Origin of the sequence: Mesorhizobium sp. M0910 (assembly GCF_040319465.1) — a bacterium.
Lineage (GTDB): Bacteria > Pseudomonadota > Alphaproteobacteria > Rhizobiales > Rhizobiaceae > Mesorhizobium.
In genome coordinates this window covers 621,778-637,027 of the sequence record NZ_JAMYNZ010000002.1, presented here as the reverse complement: position 1 = coordinate 637,027, position 15,250 = coordinate 621,778, and the positions used below count along the sequence as shown (strand labels likewise).

Genomic DNA, 15,250 nt, shown 5'->3' with positions numbered 1-15,250 from the left:
ACAGGAGCCGAAGCGATGAACTGGATCACCAATTACGTCCGTCCGAAGATCAATTCGATGCTCGGCCGCCGCACCGACATGCCAGAAAACCTGTGGATCAAGGATCCCGAGACCGGCGAAATGGTGTTCCATAAGGATCTGGAGCAGAACCAGTTCGTCATCCCGTCCTCCGGCCACCATATGAAGATATCGGCTAAGGAACGGCTGAAATTCTTCCTCGACGACGGCAAATACGAGACGCTCGAGAACCCCAAGGTCGTTCAGGATCCGCTCAAGTTCCGCGACGAGAAGCGCTACGCAGACCGGCTGAAGGATGCCAAAGCCAAGACCGGCATGGAAGACGCCATCATCAATGCGCTGGGCACGGTCGAAGGCGTGCCGGTGGTGGTGACGGTGCAGGATTTTGCCTTCATGGGCGGCTCGCTCGGCATGGCGGCAGGTGACGCCATCGTGCATGGTTTCGAGGTCGCCTTGCAGCGCAAGCGGCCGCTGATCCTGTTTGCGGCCTCCGGCGGCGCCCGTATGCAGGAAGGCATCCTGTCGCTGATGCAGTTGCCGCGGACCACGGTCGGCGTCGACAGGCTGAAGGAGGCCGGCCTGCCCTACATCGTCGTCCTGACCAACCCGACGACCGGCGGCGTCACCGCCTCCTACGCCATGCTGGGTGACGTGCATATTGCCGAGCCAGGCGCGCTGATCGGCTTTGCCGGACCGCGTGTCATCGAGCAGACGATCAGGGAAAAACTGCCCGAAGGCTTCCAGCGCGCCGAATATCTGATGGAACACGGCATGGTCGACATGGTGGTGTCACGGCTGGAGATGCGCCAGACGATTGCGCGGCTGCTGAGAATGCTGCTCAAGCTGCCGGAAGAGCAAAAACCGCAGGAGCCGGAGATCCTGCCGCCGTCGGTGATTCCGGCCGAAGCCCGGCCGCACGCCTGACGCGACAGCCCGCGGCGCGAGCGGCTGTTGTGTGCCGTTGCGCACGCGCCTAGGATTCTCCCATGACCACGCTTGCCGCGGACCGCGAAATCGAAAGCCTGATGGCGCTTCACCCGAAGGGCTTCGACCTTTCGCTCGACCGCATTTCGCGGCTGCTCGAACGCCTCGGCAATCCGCAGGACCAGCTGCCGCCGGTCATCCACATCGCCGGCACCAATGGCAAGGGCTCCTGTGCCGCCTTTTCACGGGCGCTGCTCGAAGCAGCCGACTACCGCGTCCACGTCCACACTTCGCCACACTTAGTGAACTGGCACGAGCGCTACCGGCTGGCCGCCGATGGCGGCGGCAGGCTGGTTGACGACAAGGTCTTCGCCGAAGCCATCGCCCGGGTCGCCGAGGCCAATCAAGGCCAGAAGATCACCGTCTTCGAAATTCTCACCGCCGTCACCTTCCTGCTGTTTTCCGAACATCCGGCCGATGCCGTCATCCTCGAGGTCGGCCTTGGCGGCCGCTTCGACGCCACCAACGTCATCGCCGAGCCGGCCGTGTCGGTGATCATGCCGGTCTCGCTCGACCACGAAGCCTATCTCGGCGACCGCGTCGAGCTGATCGCCGCCGAAAAGGCCGGCATCATCAAGCGCGGGTGCCCGGTCGTCATCGGCGCGCAGGAAAGCGAGACGGCCCAGCAGGTGCTCATCGAAACCGCCGAACGGCTCGACTGCCCCGCCTTCGTCTATGGCCAGGATTTCCTTGCCTATGAGGAAAACGGCCGCATGGTCTATCAGGACGAAGATGGATTGATGGATCTGCCGCCGCCGCGCCTGCCGGGGCGCCATCAATTCGCCAACGCGGCGGCGGCGATCGCGGCGGTCAAGGCGGCCGGCTTCGAGATCAGCCACCGCGCTGCCGAGAAGGCGATGGCGAATGTCGCCTGGCCGGGCCGCATGCAAAAGCTGCCGCAAGGCCGGTTGAGCGAACTGGCGCCGAAGGGCGCCGACATCTGGCTCGACGGCGGCCATAATCCCGGCGCCGGCGTGGTCGTCGCTGAGGCCCTGGCGGAGCAGGAGGAAAAGAACCCGCGGCCGCTGTTCCTGATCTCGGGCATGATCAACACCAAGGACCAGAGCGGCTATTTCCGGGCCTTCAAAGGGCTGGTGCGGCACGTCTACACCGTGCCGGTGAGCATGAGCGACGCCGGCGTGCCGAACGACCAACTGGCGACCCGCGCCATTGAGGCAGGCTTGTCGGCCGAACCGGTTAGTTCCGTTGCAAGCGCACTGATGCTGCTGCGCGACACATGGGACGGACCGCCGCCGCGTATCCTGATCGGCGGATCGCTTTACCTGGCCGGCGCGGTACTGGCCGAAAACGGCACGCCGCCAACCTGAGGCGTGCGTTCGCCCGGGCCGCGATGACGCCACACCTGTCAGATCACCGCGAGGAGCCAATCATGATCAAGGTAAAGCAGCTCGCACACGTTTGCATTTTCGCGAATGACCTGGAGATGACGCGAAGCTTCTATCGGGACGTCCTCGGAATGGACACTCAGTTCAATTTCCTGCGCGAGGGGAAGATTTTCGGCTTCTACCTCAATTGCGGCAGCCGCAGCCACGTCGAGGTGTTCCAGAAAGACGGCGCAAGCTATAGCGACTTGAACCAGATCAACCACTTCTGCCTCGAAGTGGAAAACATCGACGCCGCGATCGCCCATCTGAGGTCAAAGGGGGTCGATGTCACTTCCAAGAAACGCGCGTGCGATGACACCTACCAGGCTTGGATCCGCGACCCCAACGGTGTGAAGATCGAACTGTTCGAATACACTGAGAAAAGCGCACAATTCGTCGGCGGCGATCGTATCGCGGATTGGTGAATAGCGCCGCGCCGGACAATTGTAGCGGCGCAGCCGGTGGTTGGTGGACTACTTCAGTTCGACCTCGATGAAGGCGAATTCGCCATCGTTTGCGCTGATGACGTCATGTTCGACGCCCTCATTGCGGAAATACGGCGCGCCCTTCTTCATTTCGGCAAAAGATTCCCCATCCTTGGTCAGGAGCTTCACCTTGCCGTCGGTCAACGGCACGATCACATAGTCGTGGCCATGGCGGTGCCAGCCGGTGTTGTCGCCCGGGGCGAAACGGTATTCGGTGACAATGACTCGCTCATTGTCGATGAAGACGGTGGCCTTGGCGGATCCGGTCATATCGCTCCTCCTGCTCTAAGCCAGACAAGAGCATGAGACGACAAGTGGCGAGTGCCAGATCTGCGGATCGGTGGCGCCACAAGAAAGCCCGGCGCGAGGCCGGGCTTTTCTGCAAAATTCTGGTCGGATCAGGCGAGGCTGCCGTTGATCCAATGCGACAATGCCGTTTTCGGCGCAGCACCGACCTTCATGTCGGCGACTTCGCCGCCCTTGAAGATCATCAGCGTCGGGATCGAGCGCACGCCGAACTGCGCGGCCAGCTCAGGATTCTCGTCTATGTTGAGCTTGGCGATCTTTATCTTGCTGCCGAGTTCGATGGCGATGTCCTCGAGCGCCGGGGCGATCATCTTGCACGGGCCGCACCATTCCGCCCAGAAATCGACCACGACGGGCTCCTTGGCGTTGAGCACGTCGGCCTGGAAATTGCTCTTGTCGACCTTGACGGTGGCCATGCTGAGATCCTTTCGATTTGTTCGTCGCACCAAATGTGGTGGTGATCGCGTCCGTCTTCAAGCAAGTGTTGTGTCACGCTCCCGTGAGTCTAGCAAGCGCGTCGTCCATGGCCGCTGCCGGCAGATCGATCAGCCGCGGCGCCTCGGTGAACAGCAGCGCCGCCGAGACCTCGCGTCCCGGATAGAGCGGCTGAAGCAGCGCGCGATAGAGTGCGAGCTGCAGAACATAGGCTTGCGGGACTTCGGCGAGCGTAGCTGGCGCTGGCCGATTGGTCTTGTAGTCGACGATCGAAACCTTGTCCGGCGTTACTGTCAGCCGGTCGATCTTGCCGGAAATCGAGCGCAGTTTTCCCCTCACCTCCAGGCTGCCCATGATGGCGATTTCAGCGCGCGAGTCTGGCGCAAACAGCGGCGCGAAGCGGCTGTCAGCAAGAATTCTGAAAACGCCAGCCAGGGCCTTGTCGCGCTCGTCGTCGGGCCATGCCGCGCCGGCTCTTGCCAGATAGCGTTCGGCGGCATCCCGGCGTTTTCCCTCGTCGATGCCGGGCAGCATCTGCAGCAATTTGTGCAGCGCCAGCCCGCGCACGACGGCAAAGCCGGGCTCGGCGTCGGCATCCAGCACCGGCGAACGCATGTCGGCCACCGCTTGCCGCGCCTCGTCGATCAGCACCGAGGCGCCGGACGGCGAGAGCGGCCGCGGCAATTCCTCGAAGGGCGGCAGAGGCTGGAACAGGGTTTCCGGCAATGGCGCAAAGCGTTCAGTCTGTCGTGCCTCATCCACTGACGCCAGTGGCATGGGCCGCAGTTTCGTCGCCTGGAAACGATGCACGGTCTCGCCGGTGGCGGGATGCCGGCGTGCTTCGCTCTCCGCGGCACCGACCAGTGCGCGGCTGACGATCGAATGCCAGGTGCCGGTATTTGGCGCCCGCTTGCCATGGTAGCCGCAGACGATCAGCCGATCCTCGGCGCGGGTCATGCCGACATAGAGCAGCCGGCGATATTCATCGTCGGCGAGCTCTCGGGCGCGGGCCGATGCGGCGCGTGAAAATCCATTGGCGACATCGCTGGCCGAACGCCAGAGATAACCCTTGCCCTCCCAGCAGTCGCCCGAGCCTTCGAACGGCATCAATCTCGGCAGATGCTGGTCGCTGAACGGCGCGGAGCCGCCATCGACAAGGAATACCACCGGCGCCTCCAGGCCTTTGGCGGCATGCACGGTCATGACGCGAACCTCGTCGCGGGTCTGGTCCATTTCGCGCTTGATCTCGGGGCCGGCATTTTCCAACGTCGACAGGAAGGATTCCAGTCCCGGCAGGCCGGTCCGCTCCTCGGCCAGGCAGAAATTCAGGAATTCGTCGAGGATGTCGCCGGCCTCCGGCCCGAGCCGCGCGATCATCTTCTTGCGCAGGCCGTCGCGGGCGAGAGCTGCAGCATAGAATTCGAACACCGGCTTGAATGCGGCCTCGTTCGACCATGTGTCGAGCCGGCTGACGACAGCGGCCAACGCCTCGCTTTCGCCGGCATGCCGGCGCAGCGAGGCGATCAGCGAGACGCCCGACGGCCTCTCCGCAGCAAGCGCGAAAAGCTGCTCTTCCGAGACATCGAAGATCGGGCTGCGCAGCACGGCGGCCAGCGACAGATCGTCCTCGGGCTGGATGAGGAAATGACCGAGTGCGATCAGGTCCTTCACCGCGATATGGCCAGGCAGGCTGAGCCGGTCGGCGCCGGCCACGGGGATGTCGCGGCGCTTCAACGCCCGTGTCAGGGCATGGACGAAGCGGTCGCGCTTGCGCACCAGCACCAGCACGTCGCCGGGCCGGAGTTTCTTGCCACGCCCTTCGATGACCTCGCCGCCGCCGATCCAGCCGGCAACGGTCGCTGCAACGTTTTCGGCAACGCGCACCGCCGGTGCGTGGGCGTGATCCACCGCTTGCGTCCAGTCGTCCGGTTCGTCGACGGTGTCGGCGCCGAGCGAGGGCCAGACCTCGACATAGCCCGGCGCATCGTTGCGGATCGCCTTGTGGTCGAGCGGATCGGGATCGTGGCTGATGCCGCGCCGCACGTGCGGGTCGGCAAAGACACGATCCACCGCCGCAAGCACGTCGTCGGTCGAGCGAAACGACCAGGTCAGCTTGAGATCGGCGAAGGCGGCGGCGGCGGATCTGACTTTGCCGGCAAACAAAATCCGGCTGTCGGCAAAGGAGTCCGGGGCGGCTCCCTGGAAGGAATAGATCGACTGCTTTTCGTCGCCGACCGCAAAGATGGTGCGGTGGACGGCGTCGCGTGCGCCGAGTCCGGCAAAGAACTCCTCCGCCAGCCGCTTGACCACCTCCCACTGGTCGGGACTGGTGTCTTGCGCCTCGTCGAGGAGGATGTGGTCGATGCCCTGGTCGAGCTTGTATTGCACCCATGGGCCGGCGTCGGGCCGCGCCAGTAGATGGACCGTGCGGGTGATCAGGTCGTTGAAGTCGAGGAAGCCGCGGGCGCGCTTCAATTGCTCGTAGCGGGCGATCAGCCAGTCGGCGATGGTCAGCGCCGCACGCGTGCCCTCCAGCATCCTGAACAAGGCCAGCCGGTCGGAGATTTCGAGAATGGCGTCGACCGCCGCCAGATATCGTTCAGCAAGATCGGGCAACCGGTCAAGCAATGCCCTTTTGAACGTCTTTGCCGGATCGTAAGGCTCGCCGTCGGCCCTCAGGAAAGCCTTGGAGAGCAAATTCAGGCGACGGACCGGATGCTCCTCGGCGAAGGCGAGACGGGCGTATGGCAGCATATTGTTCAGCACCACGCGCGCATCGGCGGCCTCGGCCGCCCGCGAAAAGGTGACGAGATAATCCGGCAGGAAGCCGGGCAGCGGCCAGACGGAGGCGGCTATGCCTTCTGGCGTCTGGCCGGCGCGGAACTGAAACTCGTCGAACAGCGCCTGAAAACCATCGCCGCCGGCCGCGGCGATGAACGCACGCAAACCATCGCGCTTGCGCACGATCTCGGCCAGCAGTGCGTCGAGCCCATGTTCGCCGCCGCGCTCAAGCACGGTGGCGAAGGCCTCGGCCAATGCCGCATCGCCTGCAACGCCGCCCGAAATCATGTCGCGGCGGGCGGCGGCGAACAGCGAAGCCTCCATTTGCGGATCGAGCATTTCGAAATGCGCCGGGATATTGGCTTCCAGCGGGAACTGATGCAGCACCGATTCGCAGAAGGCGTGGATGGTCTGGATCTTCAGCCCGCCCGGTGTCTCCAGCGCCTCCGCAAACAACCGCCGCGCCCGGCGCATGGTTTCGCGGCCGGGCTGGCGGCCGTCCAGCGCCTCTATCCGTTTCGAGAGCTCGGCATTGCCCAAGGTCGTCCATTGCGACAGGGTCGAAAACACCCGGTTCGACATGTTGGCGGCGGCGGCACGCGTATAGGTCAGGCACAGGATCTTGGACGGATCGGTGCCACGCAGCAGAAGCCGGATAACGCGCTGGGCGAGTACATGGGTCTTGCCGGATCCGGCGTTGGCCGACACCCAGGCGGAATTGCGCGGGTCGGACGCGCTTGCCTGGCTCGCGGCAGTGTCGCTTGGAATGGGGTAGGCCTTTTTCACGCCTCCCCTCCCTCGTCGTCGGCGTCGCCGCCGGCCGACCATTCGAGCACGCGGGCGAGATGGTCATAGTCGCCGTCGGTCTCGCCCTCGCGGAACGGCAGCGCCCGCGACAGATAGCCGGTCGCCGGGTCGGCGTAGTGGATCAGCAGTTTTTCCAGCCGCGCCCACGCTTCTTCGGCGAGATCGGCGGCGGTTCGCGGCCTGCGGTTGTATTCGAGGATGGATTCCTCGAACACTTCGCCACTCGGCCTCAGCCGCACGAAGGCCAGTTGCGACGGCTCGCATGCGCCAAGCTCCTTGAAAGCGCCGCGCCTGAGCAGCGCGCCCTCCAGCGCCAGTTGCGGCGCGAGCAGCGTGTGCGCCTGTGCCTTGGATGGCGACGAGCCGGTCTTGTAGTCGAGGATGTCGGCCATTCCGCCAGCCAGCAGATCGATGCGATCAGCATAGCCGGACAGGGTTACGCCGGATCGGCCGACCCCGGTCTTTTCGGCGCGTTCCTCGGCCTGCCGCCGTGCCACGGCTGCGGCCCGGCCGCGCTCCCATTCGATGATGCCGGCGGCAAGCTTTTCGAAGCGTGGCCACCACACCGCCTCGACATCGGCGGGCAGGGCAGCCTCGGCAAAGCAGGAGCGGCCTGCGGCGATGAGCCCGTCCAGCGCCTCCGGCGCGCGCGGGTCGGCCACCCTCGCCGAGAAGAGGTGCAGAATTGCGTGAAACAGCGTGCCACGCTCGGCAGCGCCCGGATCGCGAATGACCGGATCGAGCGGCATCAGGCCGAGTATCCTTCTGGCATAGACCGCATAGGGATCGCGACGCAGCGTTTCGATCTCGGTGACCGAGAAGTGGTGCGGCCGTACGGTGAGCGGCGGCTTCGGCTGCGGCCGCGGCGCAAAGTCCTGCTTTTCGCCGGCATCGAGCACACGCGCCCAGGCAAGCAGTTCATCGCCGCGCCGGCGAAGTGCCGTAGCATGGTCCTCGCCGACGAAGGTAAGGATACGCTGCAGCCAGCGCGAGGGCACTGACGGTGCGTCGCCGGAACGGGCAGAGCGGGCCAGCACCAATTTCTTGGCGCCCATGGCCATCTGGAAATCATGGGCGGCAAGGCCGATGCGCCGCTCCGGCGGTTCAAGATCGATGCCGGTCTTCATCAGCCGCGACATGAAGCGGTCGCTCTCCGGCTTGCGCGGCCACACGCCTTCGTTGAGCCCGCCGACGACCAGCGTGTCGACATCCTGAAGCCGCGCTTCCAGCACCCCCCAGATGGCGATGTTCCTGTCGGTGCCCTGTGCCGGCTTGACCATCTCGGGCGCGATCAGCGCCTCCATCACGTCAGGCCATTCGTCAGCCGCGAAGGAGAACGACACCGAGGCCGCGACCAGCCCGCGCAAGAGCTCGGCAAGCTTTTCGCCGGCATCGCCGGCATAGAGTTCGCTCAGGCTGCCGTCGGCGGCGCGTCCGAGGCTTTCGAGCGCAACGACGCTGGCACGCACAAGCGTGGCAAGATCGGCATTCTCCTCGCCGCGAAAAGCAACCAGCGGCGCCAGCGCAGCCGCTAGCCGGATCAGCAGCTCGCGCGCCTGTTCGATGCGCCTGACCGAGAGGCGCGATCGCCAGAAAGGCGGGCGGCGATTGCCGCCGCCGTCGAATTCGAGGAGCCGCGTGTCGAAGAGCTGCGGCAGCGACGCGACGTCCGGACGCCCGGTGCCACCGCGCAGCGCCACGAGTTCGACGATTTCGGCCGCATGGCGCACGCTTGCCCGCTCTCGGTCGAGGCCAAGCAACGGATGCTTGAGCAGCGACAGCAAGGCGACCGGGTCGCCCGGGCGGAAGGCTGCCTGAAGCGCCAGCCTGAGCAGGCTGGCGGCTGGCGTGTTGATGAGCGGCGTGCCCCCGGAATCGTCGGCGGCGACGCCGAAGCGCAACAGCTCGACCGAGACGCGCCGCGCCAGCGCGCGATCGCCGGTGACCAGCGCGGCGCGCTGGCCGGGCCGTTCGACGGCCTGTTTGAGCGCGACGGCGATCGCCACGGCTTCATCGCGTTCGCTGGCGGCTTCGAGAAGCGTCACGTCAGCGAAGGCCTCGGCAATATCACCGGCCGTAAAGCGGGCGCGCGTCTCGGCCCAGAGCTCGGTAGTCTCCGCCGGGCGAAGCGCTTCGCCGACGAGTGCGGCGCGCAATGCAAGCGGCCGCGGCGCAACAGCAAGGTCCTCGACGTCGGCGCGCGGCACGCCGATCTTGCCGATCAACTTTGCCAGGCCGTATTGCGGGTGGCCAAGCAGGGCCGGGCGCGCACCGAGCGCACTGATGGCGGCAAAGGACGGCTCGTCCAGTGTCCGGTCGAGCCCGGGCAGCACAACGGCGCCATTGGGCAGACCGGCGATCACGGCAAGCAGCTCGGCCGTGGCTGGGATCGATCCTGTGGAGCCGGCGGCGATCACCGGCCCGGCCGGCGGATTGCGCCTGAGCCGCGCCGCCTCCAGCCTTATCAGAGCATTGCGATGCGCGGCGGGATTGGAGCGATGGCGTTCCTCGAGCAGCTTCGGCCAGTTCTCGGTCACGATGCTCAGGAAATCGAGCGTCACCTGCCACCAGCCTGCGAGATTGCCGGTCACAAGGTCGGCGAGCCTCGCCCAATCCGTGCCCTCGGTCTCGATCTCGTCCATCAGCCGCGCCAGGTCGCGCGCCAGCCAGAGGGCGTCGGCGGCGGAAGCCGGGATGACGATCTCCTCGTCGAACAATGCGGCGACATGTGCCGGCAGGCGGCGTTTCCACGCTCGCACCAGCGGCGCAAGCAGCAGCAGGCGCTCTACCGCGGCGATCGGCGGCGCAAGGTCGATGGCGGCCGAAGCTCCTGCCTCGAAGGCAGCTTCATCTTCGTCGAACTCGCCAAGCGGGCGGATGACCGGCAGGATCGCCGAGCGGCTTCCCGAGCGCGAGAGAGCATCGACGAATTCGCCGCGAAGCGCCCGCGCCGCACGGCGCGTCGGCACATAAATGGTGAGATCGGCCAGCATCAGCGGATCGCCATCGTAGGCAAAGCCGGGAACCAGGCGCCCTGCAAGCAGCGCCTCGGCCAGCGTCGGCAGGAACGGCGCTCCGGGCGGAATCGAGAAAACGCGGCGGGAGCCGCTCATTTCGACTCGGTAAGAGCGCCGGGTGCCTCAGCAACAGCATTGGGCGTGCCGGCAAGCGCGGCGGCGACCGCTGCTTCCGCCCGCGGGATCGCGTCAGGTGTGCCGACTGTGATCCAGTGACCCTGCATCTTCATGCCGAACAGGCGGCCGGCGGTGATTGCCGCGTCGAAATAGGCGTTGAGCGACAGCGGGCCGGCCGGCGCATCCTTGAAGATGCGCGGATGGATGATTGCGGCGCCGGCATAGATCAGGCCGGCCGGATTGTTGTTCGCACGCCGCAAGGCGCCGTCCGGCGCCATCAGGAAATCGGTTCCGCCGGTATGTCCGGTTGCCGACTGGAGATCCGCAAGCATCAGCAGAATGTCCCTTGTCGCGCCCTCCCATGCAAGAGCAAGTCGCCTGAGATTAGAAACGCCGCTGTCTATCCAGAAGGTGTCCGCGTTAAGCACATAGAAGGGCGCCCCTAACCAGGGCAATGCCTTAACGATACCGCCGGCAGAGTCGAGCAAGCCGCTGCTCTCATCCGAAATGACGATTCTCGGCGCACTGCGGCGGGCTACATGGTCAACGATCTGTTTCGGCAGGTAATGGACGTTGACGACGGCCTTGGCGACGCCGGCTTCGGCTAGGCAATCCAGCCCCCAGTCGAGCAATGTCTTGCCGGCGATCTTGACCAGCGGCTTCGGCATGGTGTCGGTGATCGGCCGCATGCGCTTGCCGAGCCCGGCGGCGAGCACCATGGCGGTCGTTGGCATCGGTCCCTCGTCCGACACCGCCAGGCCTAAATCCTTAGCCGTCAAATCGAGCGTTCCTCCAGCAAGCCGTGGGCGATGTAGAAATCCTGCAGCCTGGCCAGCGCCGGATGCGCCAGCGCCCGGCGAAGATAGTCGCGGATGCGCGGCAGATGCTTCAGATAATAAGGCTTGCCGTCACGTTTTTCGAGCCGCACGAAGATGCCGAGTACCTTGGAATTGCGCTGTGCGGCCATGATTGCATAGGTTTCGAGGAATTCGTCCTCGTCGAAGACGCCGGCCGCGCGCCGCGCGGCGATATAAGCGGCGAGCGTGTGCTTTTCGATTTCAGGTGAAATGGTGACGCGCGCGTCCATGGCGAGCGATGCGACGTCGTAGGCGGACGGTCCGATCAGCGCATCCTGGACATCGACGACGCCGAGGCGGTCATGACCGGAACGGTCAGCGCGCCAGATCAGGTTGGGCGAATGGAAGTCGCGCAACATAAGCGTGTATTCGCGCCCCTCGAGCCGATCGAGCACCGCATTCCATTCGCTGCGATAACCGGCGCGCAACGCCTCGCTTGGCGGAGCGCGTGAAATCGCCGGGACATACCAGTCGACCAGCAATTCGGCCTCGATCATCATGGCGTCGCGGTCGAAAGGCGGCACCTCGTGGAAGACGCCGGGGCCGGCCTGCATGCGGGCCGGCCATGTTTTGCCGTGCATCATGGCAAGCAGTTCGGCCGCCGCCGCATAACGCTCGGCCACCGGCTGGCCGCGCTTGTCGAGGAAGCCTTGGGAACCAAGATGTTCCAGCAGGAGAAAACCCTGGTCGAGGTCCTGGGCGTGGATTTCCGGGACGCTGACACCGCCGGCCCGCAAGGCCCGATCGATGGCGACGAATGCCGAAACGGATTGCGCCGTGTGGGCGATCTCGGCATAGGGTTTGCCGTCGCGGACTGGCGGTCCGAGCACCAGCCTTGGCGAGTTCATCAGCACGCGCGGCGGAAATCCGGCGAGCGTGACGATCTCGTAGGAGCGAGCCGAGGCATCACCGATGAAATGTCGTCGCTGCGCTTCGCCCCAACCGGCCTGCCCGAGAAAATCGCGCATCGCCAGCGATCGCGCCGCGCGCTCGAAGGCGGCGCCCTCTCCCGACAGTCTCGCCAGTCGGCCGTCGCCCCGCTGGAGAAGTTCGACCAGCACCGAGGTTTTCGGCAAATATGCCTCTGCCCGCTCCGGCCATTCGATCAGCGCAGCCCCTTGGGACAGCGCCTCGTCGAAGCCCAGCTCGTCCAGTTCGGATGCCGTGCCCAAGCGGTAGAGATCGAAATGATGGACCGGCACACGCGTGTCGTAGCTCTGGACCAGCGTGAAGGTCGGGCTCGGCACGTCGAGGCCGGCATCGTCGGCCAGCGCCCTGATCAGCGCCCGTGCCAAGGTCGATTTGCCGGCGCCGAGATCGCCCTTGAGAGCGAGCACGTCGCCAATGCGCAGCGACATGGCAAGATCCTCGCCGAGCCTTGCCGTCGCAGCCTCGTCGGCGAGAAAACGCTCCAGCACCAATACCGCCATCGGACGCGCTACTCGGCCGCCGCACGAATGCCCGACGGCGTGTCGGGAAAAGCGCAAACAACCGTGGTGCCCTTATCCCTGCCGGTCTCGATGCGGACGCTGCCGCCATGGAGTTCGACAAAGCTCTTGACGATCGACAGGCCGAGCCCGGCGCCACGGCGGCGGCCGCCATTGGTGCGCGGCTCGAAGCGCCGGAACACTGACTCAAGCAGGTCCGGCGGCATGCCGGGGCCGTCATCGTGAACGGAAAATTCCACGCCGTCGGCAAGCTGGCGGCAAGCGAGCGTTATGGTGCTCGCCTCCGGCGCGTAATTGGCGGCATTGCTGAGCAGATTGTAGAGTATCTGGCGGACGCGGATCTCGTCGCCGTGGAAGGTCTTCGGCGCGGCAGCCGCGTCGATCCTAAGCTTGATCGCATGTTCCTCCAGCCGATCGGCGACCAGTTCGGCGGCGGCCGTAATGGTTCGATTGATGTGAACTTCGGAAATGTCGAGTTCCATGATGCCGGCATCCACCGTCGCCAGATCGAGGATGTCGTTGACGATGGTGAGCAGGACCGAGGACGACGAGCCGACATGCCCGATATATTCGCGTTGCTTCTGGTTCAACGGACCAGTCGACGGCAGTGAAAGAAGCTCGGTAAAGCCGATGATGTTGGTGAGCGGCGAGCGCAGCTCATAGGAGACGTGCTGCACGAATTCGTTCTTGATCTGGTCGGACTTTTGCAGCGCCTCATTCTTGTCCTTCAGTGCCCGCTCGACATTGACGCTGTCGGTAACGTCGACAAAGGTCATCATCACCTGGCCGTTGGGCAAAGGGATGACGGCGTAGCGCAAAACGGTGCCGTTGTTCAATTCGGTCTGGCCGTGGCGGTCGCGGCGCTCGTCGTCGAAGCCGGTGATGGCGGCAACGAACCCGCCCCATGGACTGTCGACGGCACGGCGGTCGCAAAGTTCGCGGATCGTCGAGACATGGACGTTGGGTTTTGAGGCATCGGCATCCAGCCCCCACAGTGCCGCGAAGGCCGGGTTGGACAATCTCAGCCTGCCGTCGGGGCCGAACACAGCGACGCCTTCGGCAAGGTTGTCGAGCGTCTCACCCTGAACCCGCACAGCGGTCTGATAGCGGCTTTCAAGGTCCATCTTCTCGGTCAGGTTCTCGAATACCCAGGTGACGCCGCCCTTGGGCTGCGGATTGGCGACGACGCGAATGGTTTTGCCGTCCGGCAGATGCCACCAATGCTCCTGCGATTCAACCGCGCGGTAAGCGCCGAGCAGGCTCTCTTTCCAGCGTCGCCATTCGGGCTGCTCGGCGATCTTGCCTTCGCTGCGCAGGCGGTCGAGCAGCAAGGCGTTATCCGGCGCGCTGTGCAGGAAGCCGCTGTCGAGGCCCCATAGTTTCTGGAACGCCTGATTGAAAAACCGCAATTTCTCGTCGGTATCGAAAATCGCCACGGCGGTGTTGAGCTGATCGAGCGTGTCGGCGTGGCTCTGCACGGTCCGCTCATATTCGGCGCGAATGGCCTCGATGGCGCTGATGTCGCAGGCAAGACCAGCCGAACCATCCGCCCCGGCAAAATCGGTCACGGCAAACATACGGCGGTCGCCTTCGATCACCGTGGAGAGCGTCTGTTCGAAGACGGGGTGCGACTTGTGCTGCTCAGCGATCGTGTCGCGCGCCTGGCCTCCGAGGAATTCCTTGCCGTCACGAACCGCCGCTTCGGCATTCTCGGCCTCGACCGCTTCGGCATAGGCCCGGTTGACCCATTTCAGCCGCCCGTCGACGGCCCGCAGCCATGATGGCATCTTGAGCGCATCCAGAAGGCCGATCAGCGTCTCATGGTCGGCGGCTAAGCGCTGGTTCTCGATCTTCAGCCTGGCCTGGCTTCGCTGTGTCTCCGAAAGCGAGACGAAGCGAACCAGCACATGCGCCGCACTCTTGCGGCCGTGAACCTCGAGCGGCTGGCCGGCCTGCGATTCGATGACCAGATCGAACGGCTTTGCCTTGTCCCGCAGTGATGCGACGGCATGTTCGAGTGCGGCCGCCGAACGCGGCATCAGCCAGCGGCCGAAAGCCAGGAAGGCCGCCCGGTCCTCCGGCGCGCCGCTCTCGATCGGCAATGTCCCGACAAGCTCGGGCTTCTTGTTCTCGGCCGCCCATACCACCACGCGCTGATCGCGGGAATGGAGCAGCGCCTCCGAGCGCTGCAGCGCGGCATTGACGTCGGCGATGCGGGTCCTGAGCTCGGCATTTTCCGCCGCGGTGCGCGCCCGTTCGCGGATCAGAAAGATGGCCGACAGCAATGCCGCCCCCATGACGCCGACGAACATGGCGAGTTGCATGACCTCGACCGTGCTGACCGACAGCCCGGCCTTTTGCGCCGCGCGGGTTTGGGCATGTGCAGCAGAGCCAAGCAGCGGACCAACCAGCGCGGACGAAGCAAGCAGCACTCCGATACGGCTGCCGGCACGCCACAAAAGGCTGCCGCCTCTGGCAGCGGAGCCCGTGACCCAATCGTTATGGCCGCCGGAAACGGCCTGTCCCGCGCAAGGCGGGTTATCCCCCGGCATGTCTTGGTCCTCTTCGCCGCCTGAATGCAAGACCGCCCTGATGCGTGCGCCCGGGCCT

10 protein-coding genes are annotated in these 15,250 nt (G+C 65.0%); 3 read left to right on the top strand and 7 right to left on the bottom strand.

Translation table 11 applies throughout. The annotated features are described in order from the left end of the window. The first annotated feature begins 15 nt into the window (after window positions 1–15). The 3 genes from accD to NKH78_RS07040 all read left to right on the top strand — a co-directional run bounded on the left by accD (window position 16) and on the right by NKH78_RS07040 (window position 2,812). Window positions 16–942, top strand: coding sequence for an acetyl-CoA carboxylase, carboxyltransferase subunit beta (accD, locus tag NKH78_RS07050; RefSeq protein ID WP_352480200.1), 927 nt, complete (start codon window positions 16–18; stop codon window positions 940–942). Window positions 943–1,004: 62 nt separating this feature from the next. After that, window positions 1,005–2,330, top strand: coding sequence for a bifunctional folylpolyglutamate synthase/dihydrofolate synthase (locus NKH78_RS07045; RefSeq protein ID WP_352700958.1), 1,326 nt, complete (start codon window positions 1,005–1,007; stop codon window positions 2,328–2,330). 62 nt (window positions 2,331–2,392) lie between these two features. Further along, window positions 2,393–2,812: a VOC family protein gene (locus tag NKH78_RS07040; protein ID WP_352700959.1), complete on the top strand. Its 420-nt coding sequence runs from the start codon at window positions 2,393–2,395 to the stop codon at window positions 2,810–2,812. 48 nt (window positions 2,813–2,860) lie between these two features. Here NKH78_RS07040 and NKH78_RS07035 read toward each other — a convergent pair whose 3' ends face one another. From NKH78_RS07035 to NKH78_RS07005, 7 genes are all read right to left on the bottom strand, one after another. Further along, on the bottom strand, window positions 2,861–3,142 hold the full coding sequence (locus NKH78_RS07035; RefSeq protein WP_023718287.1) for a cupin domain-containing protein: 282 nt from the start codon (window positions 3,140–3,142) through the stop codon (window positions 2,861–2,863). A gap of 128 nt (window positions 3,143–3,270) precedes the next feature. Further along, window positions 3,271–3,594: a thioredoxin gene (gene trxA, locus NKH78_RS07030; protein ID WP_023677558.1), complete on the bottom strand. Its 324-nt coding sequence runs from the start codon at window positions 3,592–3,594 to the stop codon at window positions 3,271–3,273. A 73-nt stretch (window positions 3,595–3,667) separates the two neighbouring features. Beyond that, window positions 3,668–7,180, bottom strand: coding sequence for a double-strand break repair helicase AddA (gene addA, locus NKH78_RS07025; protein ID WP_352736776.1), 3,513 nt, complete (start codon window positions 7,178–7,180; stop codon window positions 3,668–3,670). Further along, window positions 7,177–10,314, bottom strand: coding sequence for a double-strand break repair protein AddB (addB, locus tag NKH78_RS07020; RefSeq protein WP_352882401.1), 3,138 nt, complete (start codon window positions 10,312–10,314; stop codon window positions 7,177–7,179). Before addB ends, addA begins: the two co-directional genes overlap by 4 nt. After that, a complete protein-coding gene (locus tag NKH78_RS07015; protein WP_352736774.1) occupies window positions 10,311–11,069 on the bottom strand; it encodes a nucleotidyltransferase family protein in 759 nt (252 codons plus the stop codon). Before NKH78_RS07015 ends, addB begins: the two co-directional genes overlap by 4 nt. 41 nt (window positions 11,070–11,110) lie before the next feature. Then, window positions 11,111–12,622, bottom strand: a complete 1,512-nt coding sequence (gene tsaE, locus NKH78_RS07010; RefSeq protein ID WP_352736772.1) for a tRNA (adenosine(37)-N6)-threonylcarbamoyltransferase complex ATPase subunit type 1 TsaE — start codon at window positions 12,620–12,622, stop codon at window positions 11,111–11,113. An 8-nt stretch (window positions 12,623–12,630) separates the two neighbouring features. Then, on the bottom strand, window positions 12,631–15,192 hold the full coding sequence (locus tag NKH78_RS07005) for a sensor histidine kinase (protein ID WP_352736770.1): 2,562 nt from the start codon (window positions 15,190–15,192) through the stop codon (window positions 12,631–12,633). Between the last annotated feature and the right edge of the window lie 58 nt (window positions 15,193–15,250).

Coding starts and splice junctions, on each gene's coding strand:
- accD (WP_352480200.1), top strand. CDS start 16: ATGAACTGGATCACCAATTACGTCCGTCCGAAGATCAATTCGATGCTC.
- NKH78_RS07045 (WP_352700958.1), top strand. CDS start 1,005: ATGACCACGCTTGCCGCGGACCGCGAAATCGAAAGCCTGATGGCGCTT.
- NKH78_RS07040 (WP_352700959.1), top strand. CDS start 2,393: ATGATCAAGGTAAAGCAGCTCGCACACGTTTGCATTTTCGCGAATGAC.
- NKH78_RS07035 (WP_023718287.1), bottom strand. CDS start 3,142: ATGACCGGATCCGCCAAGGCCACCGTCTTCATCGACAATGAGCGAGTC.
- trxA (WP_023677558.1), bottom strand. CDS start 3,594: ATGGCCACCGTCAAGGTCGACAAGAGCAATTTCCAGGCCGACGTGCTC.
- addB (WP_352882401.1), bottom strand. CDS start 10,314: ATGAGCGGCTCCCGCCGCGTTTTCTCGATTCCGCCCGGAGCGCCGTTC.
- NKH78_RS07015 (WP_352736774.1), bottom strand. CDS start 11,069: ATGCCAACGACCGCCATGGTGCTCGCCGCCGGGCTCGGCAAGCGCATG.
- tsaE (WP_352736772.1), bottom strand. CDS start 12,622: ATGGCGGTATTGGTGCTGGAGCGTTTTCTCGCCGACGAGGCTGCGACG.
- NKH78_RS07005 (WP_352736770.1), bottom strand. CDS start 15,192: ATGCCGGGGGATAACCCGCCTTGCGCGGGACAGGCCGTTTCCGGCGGC.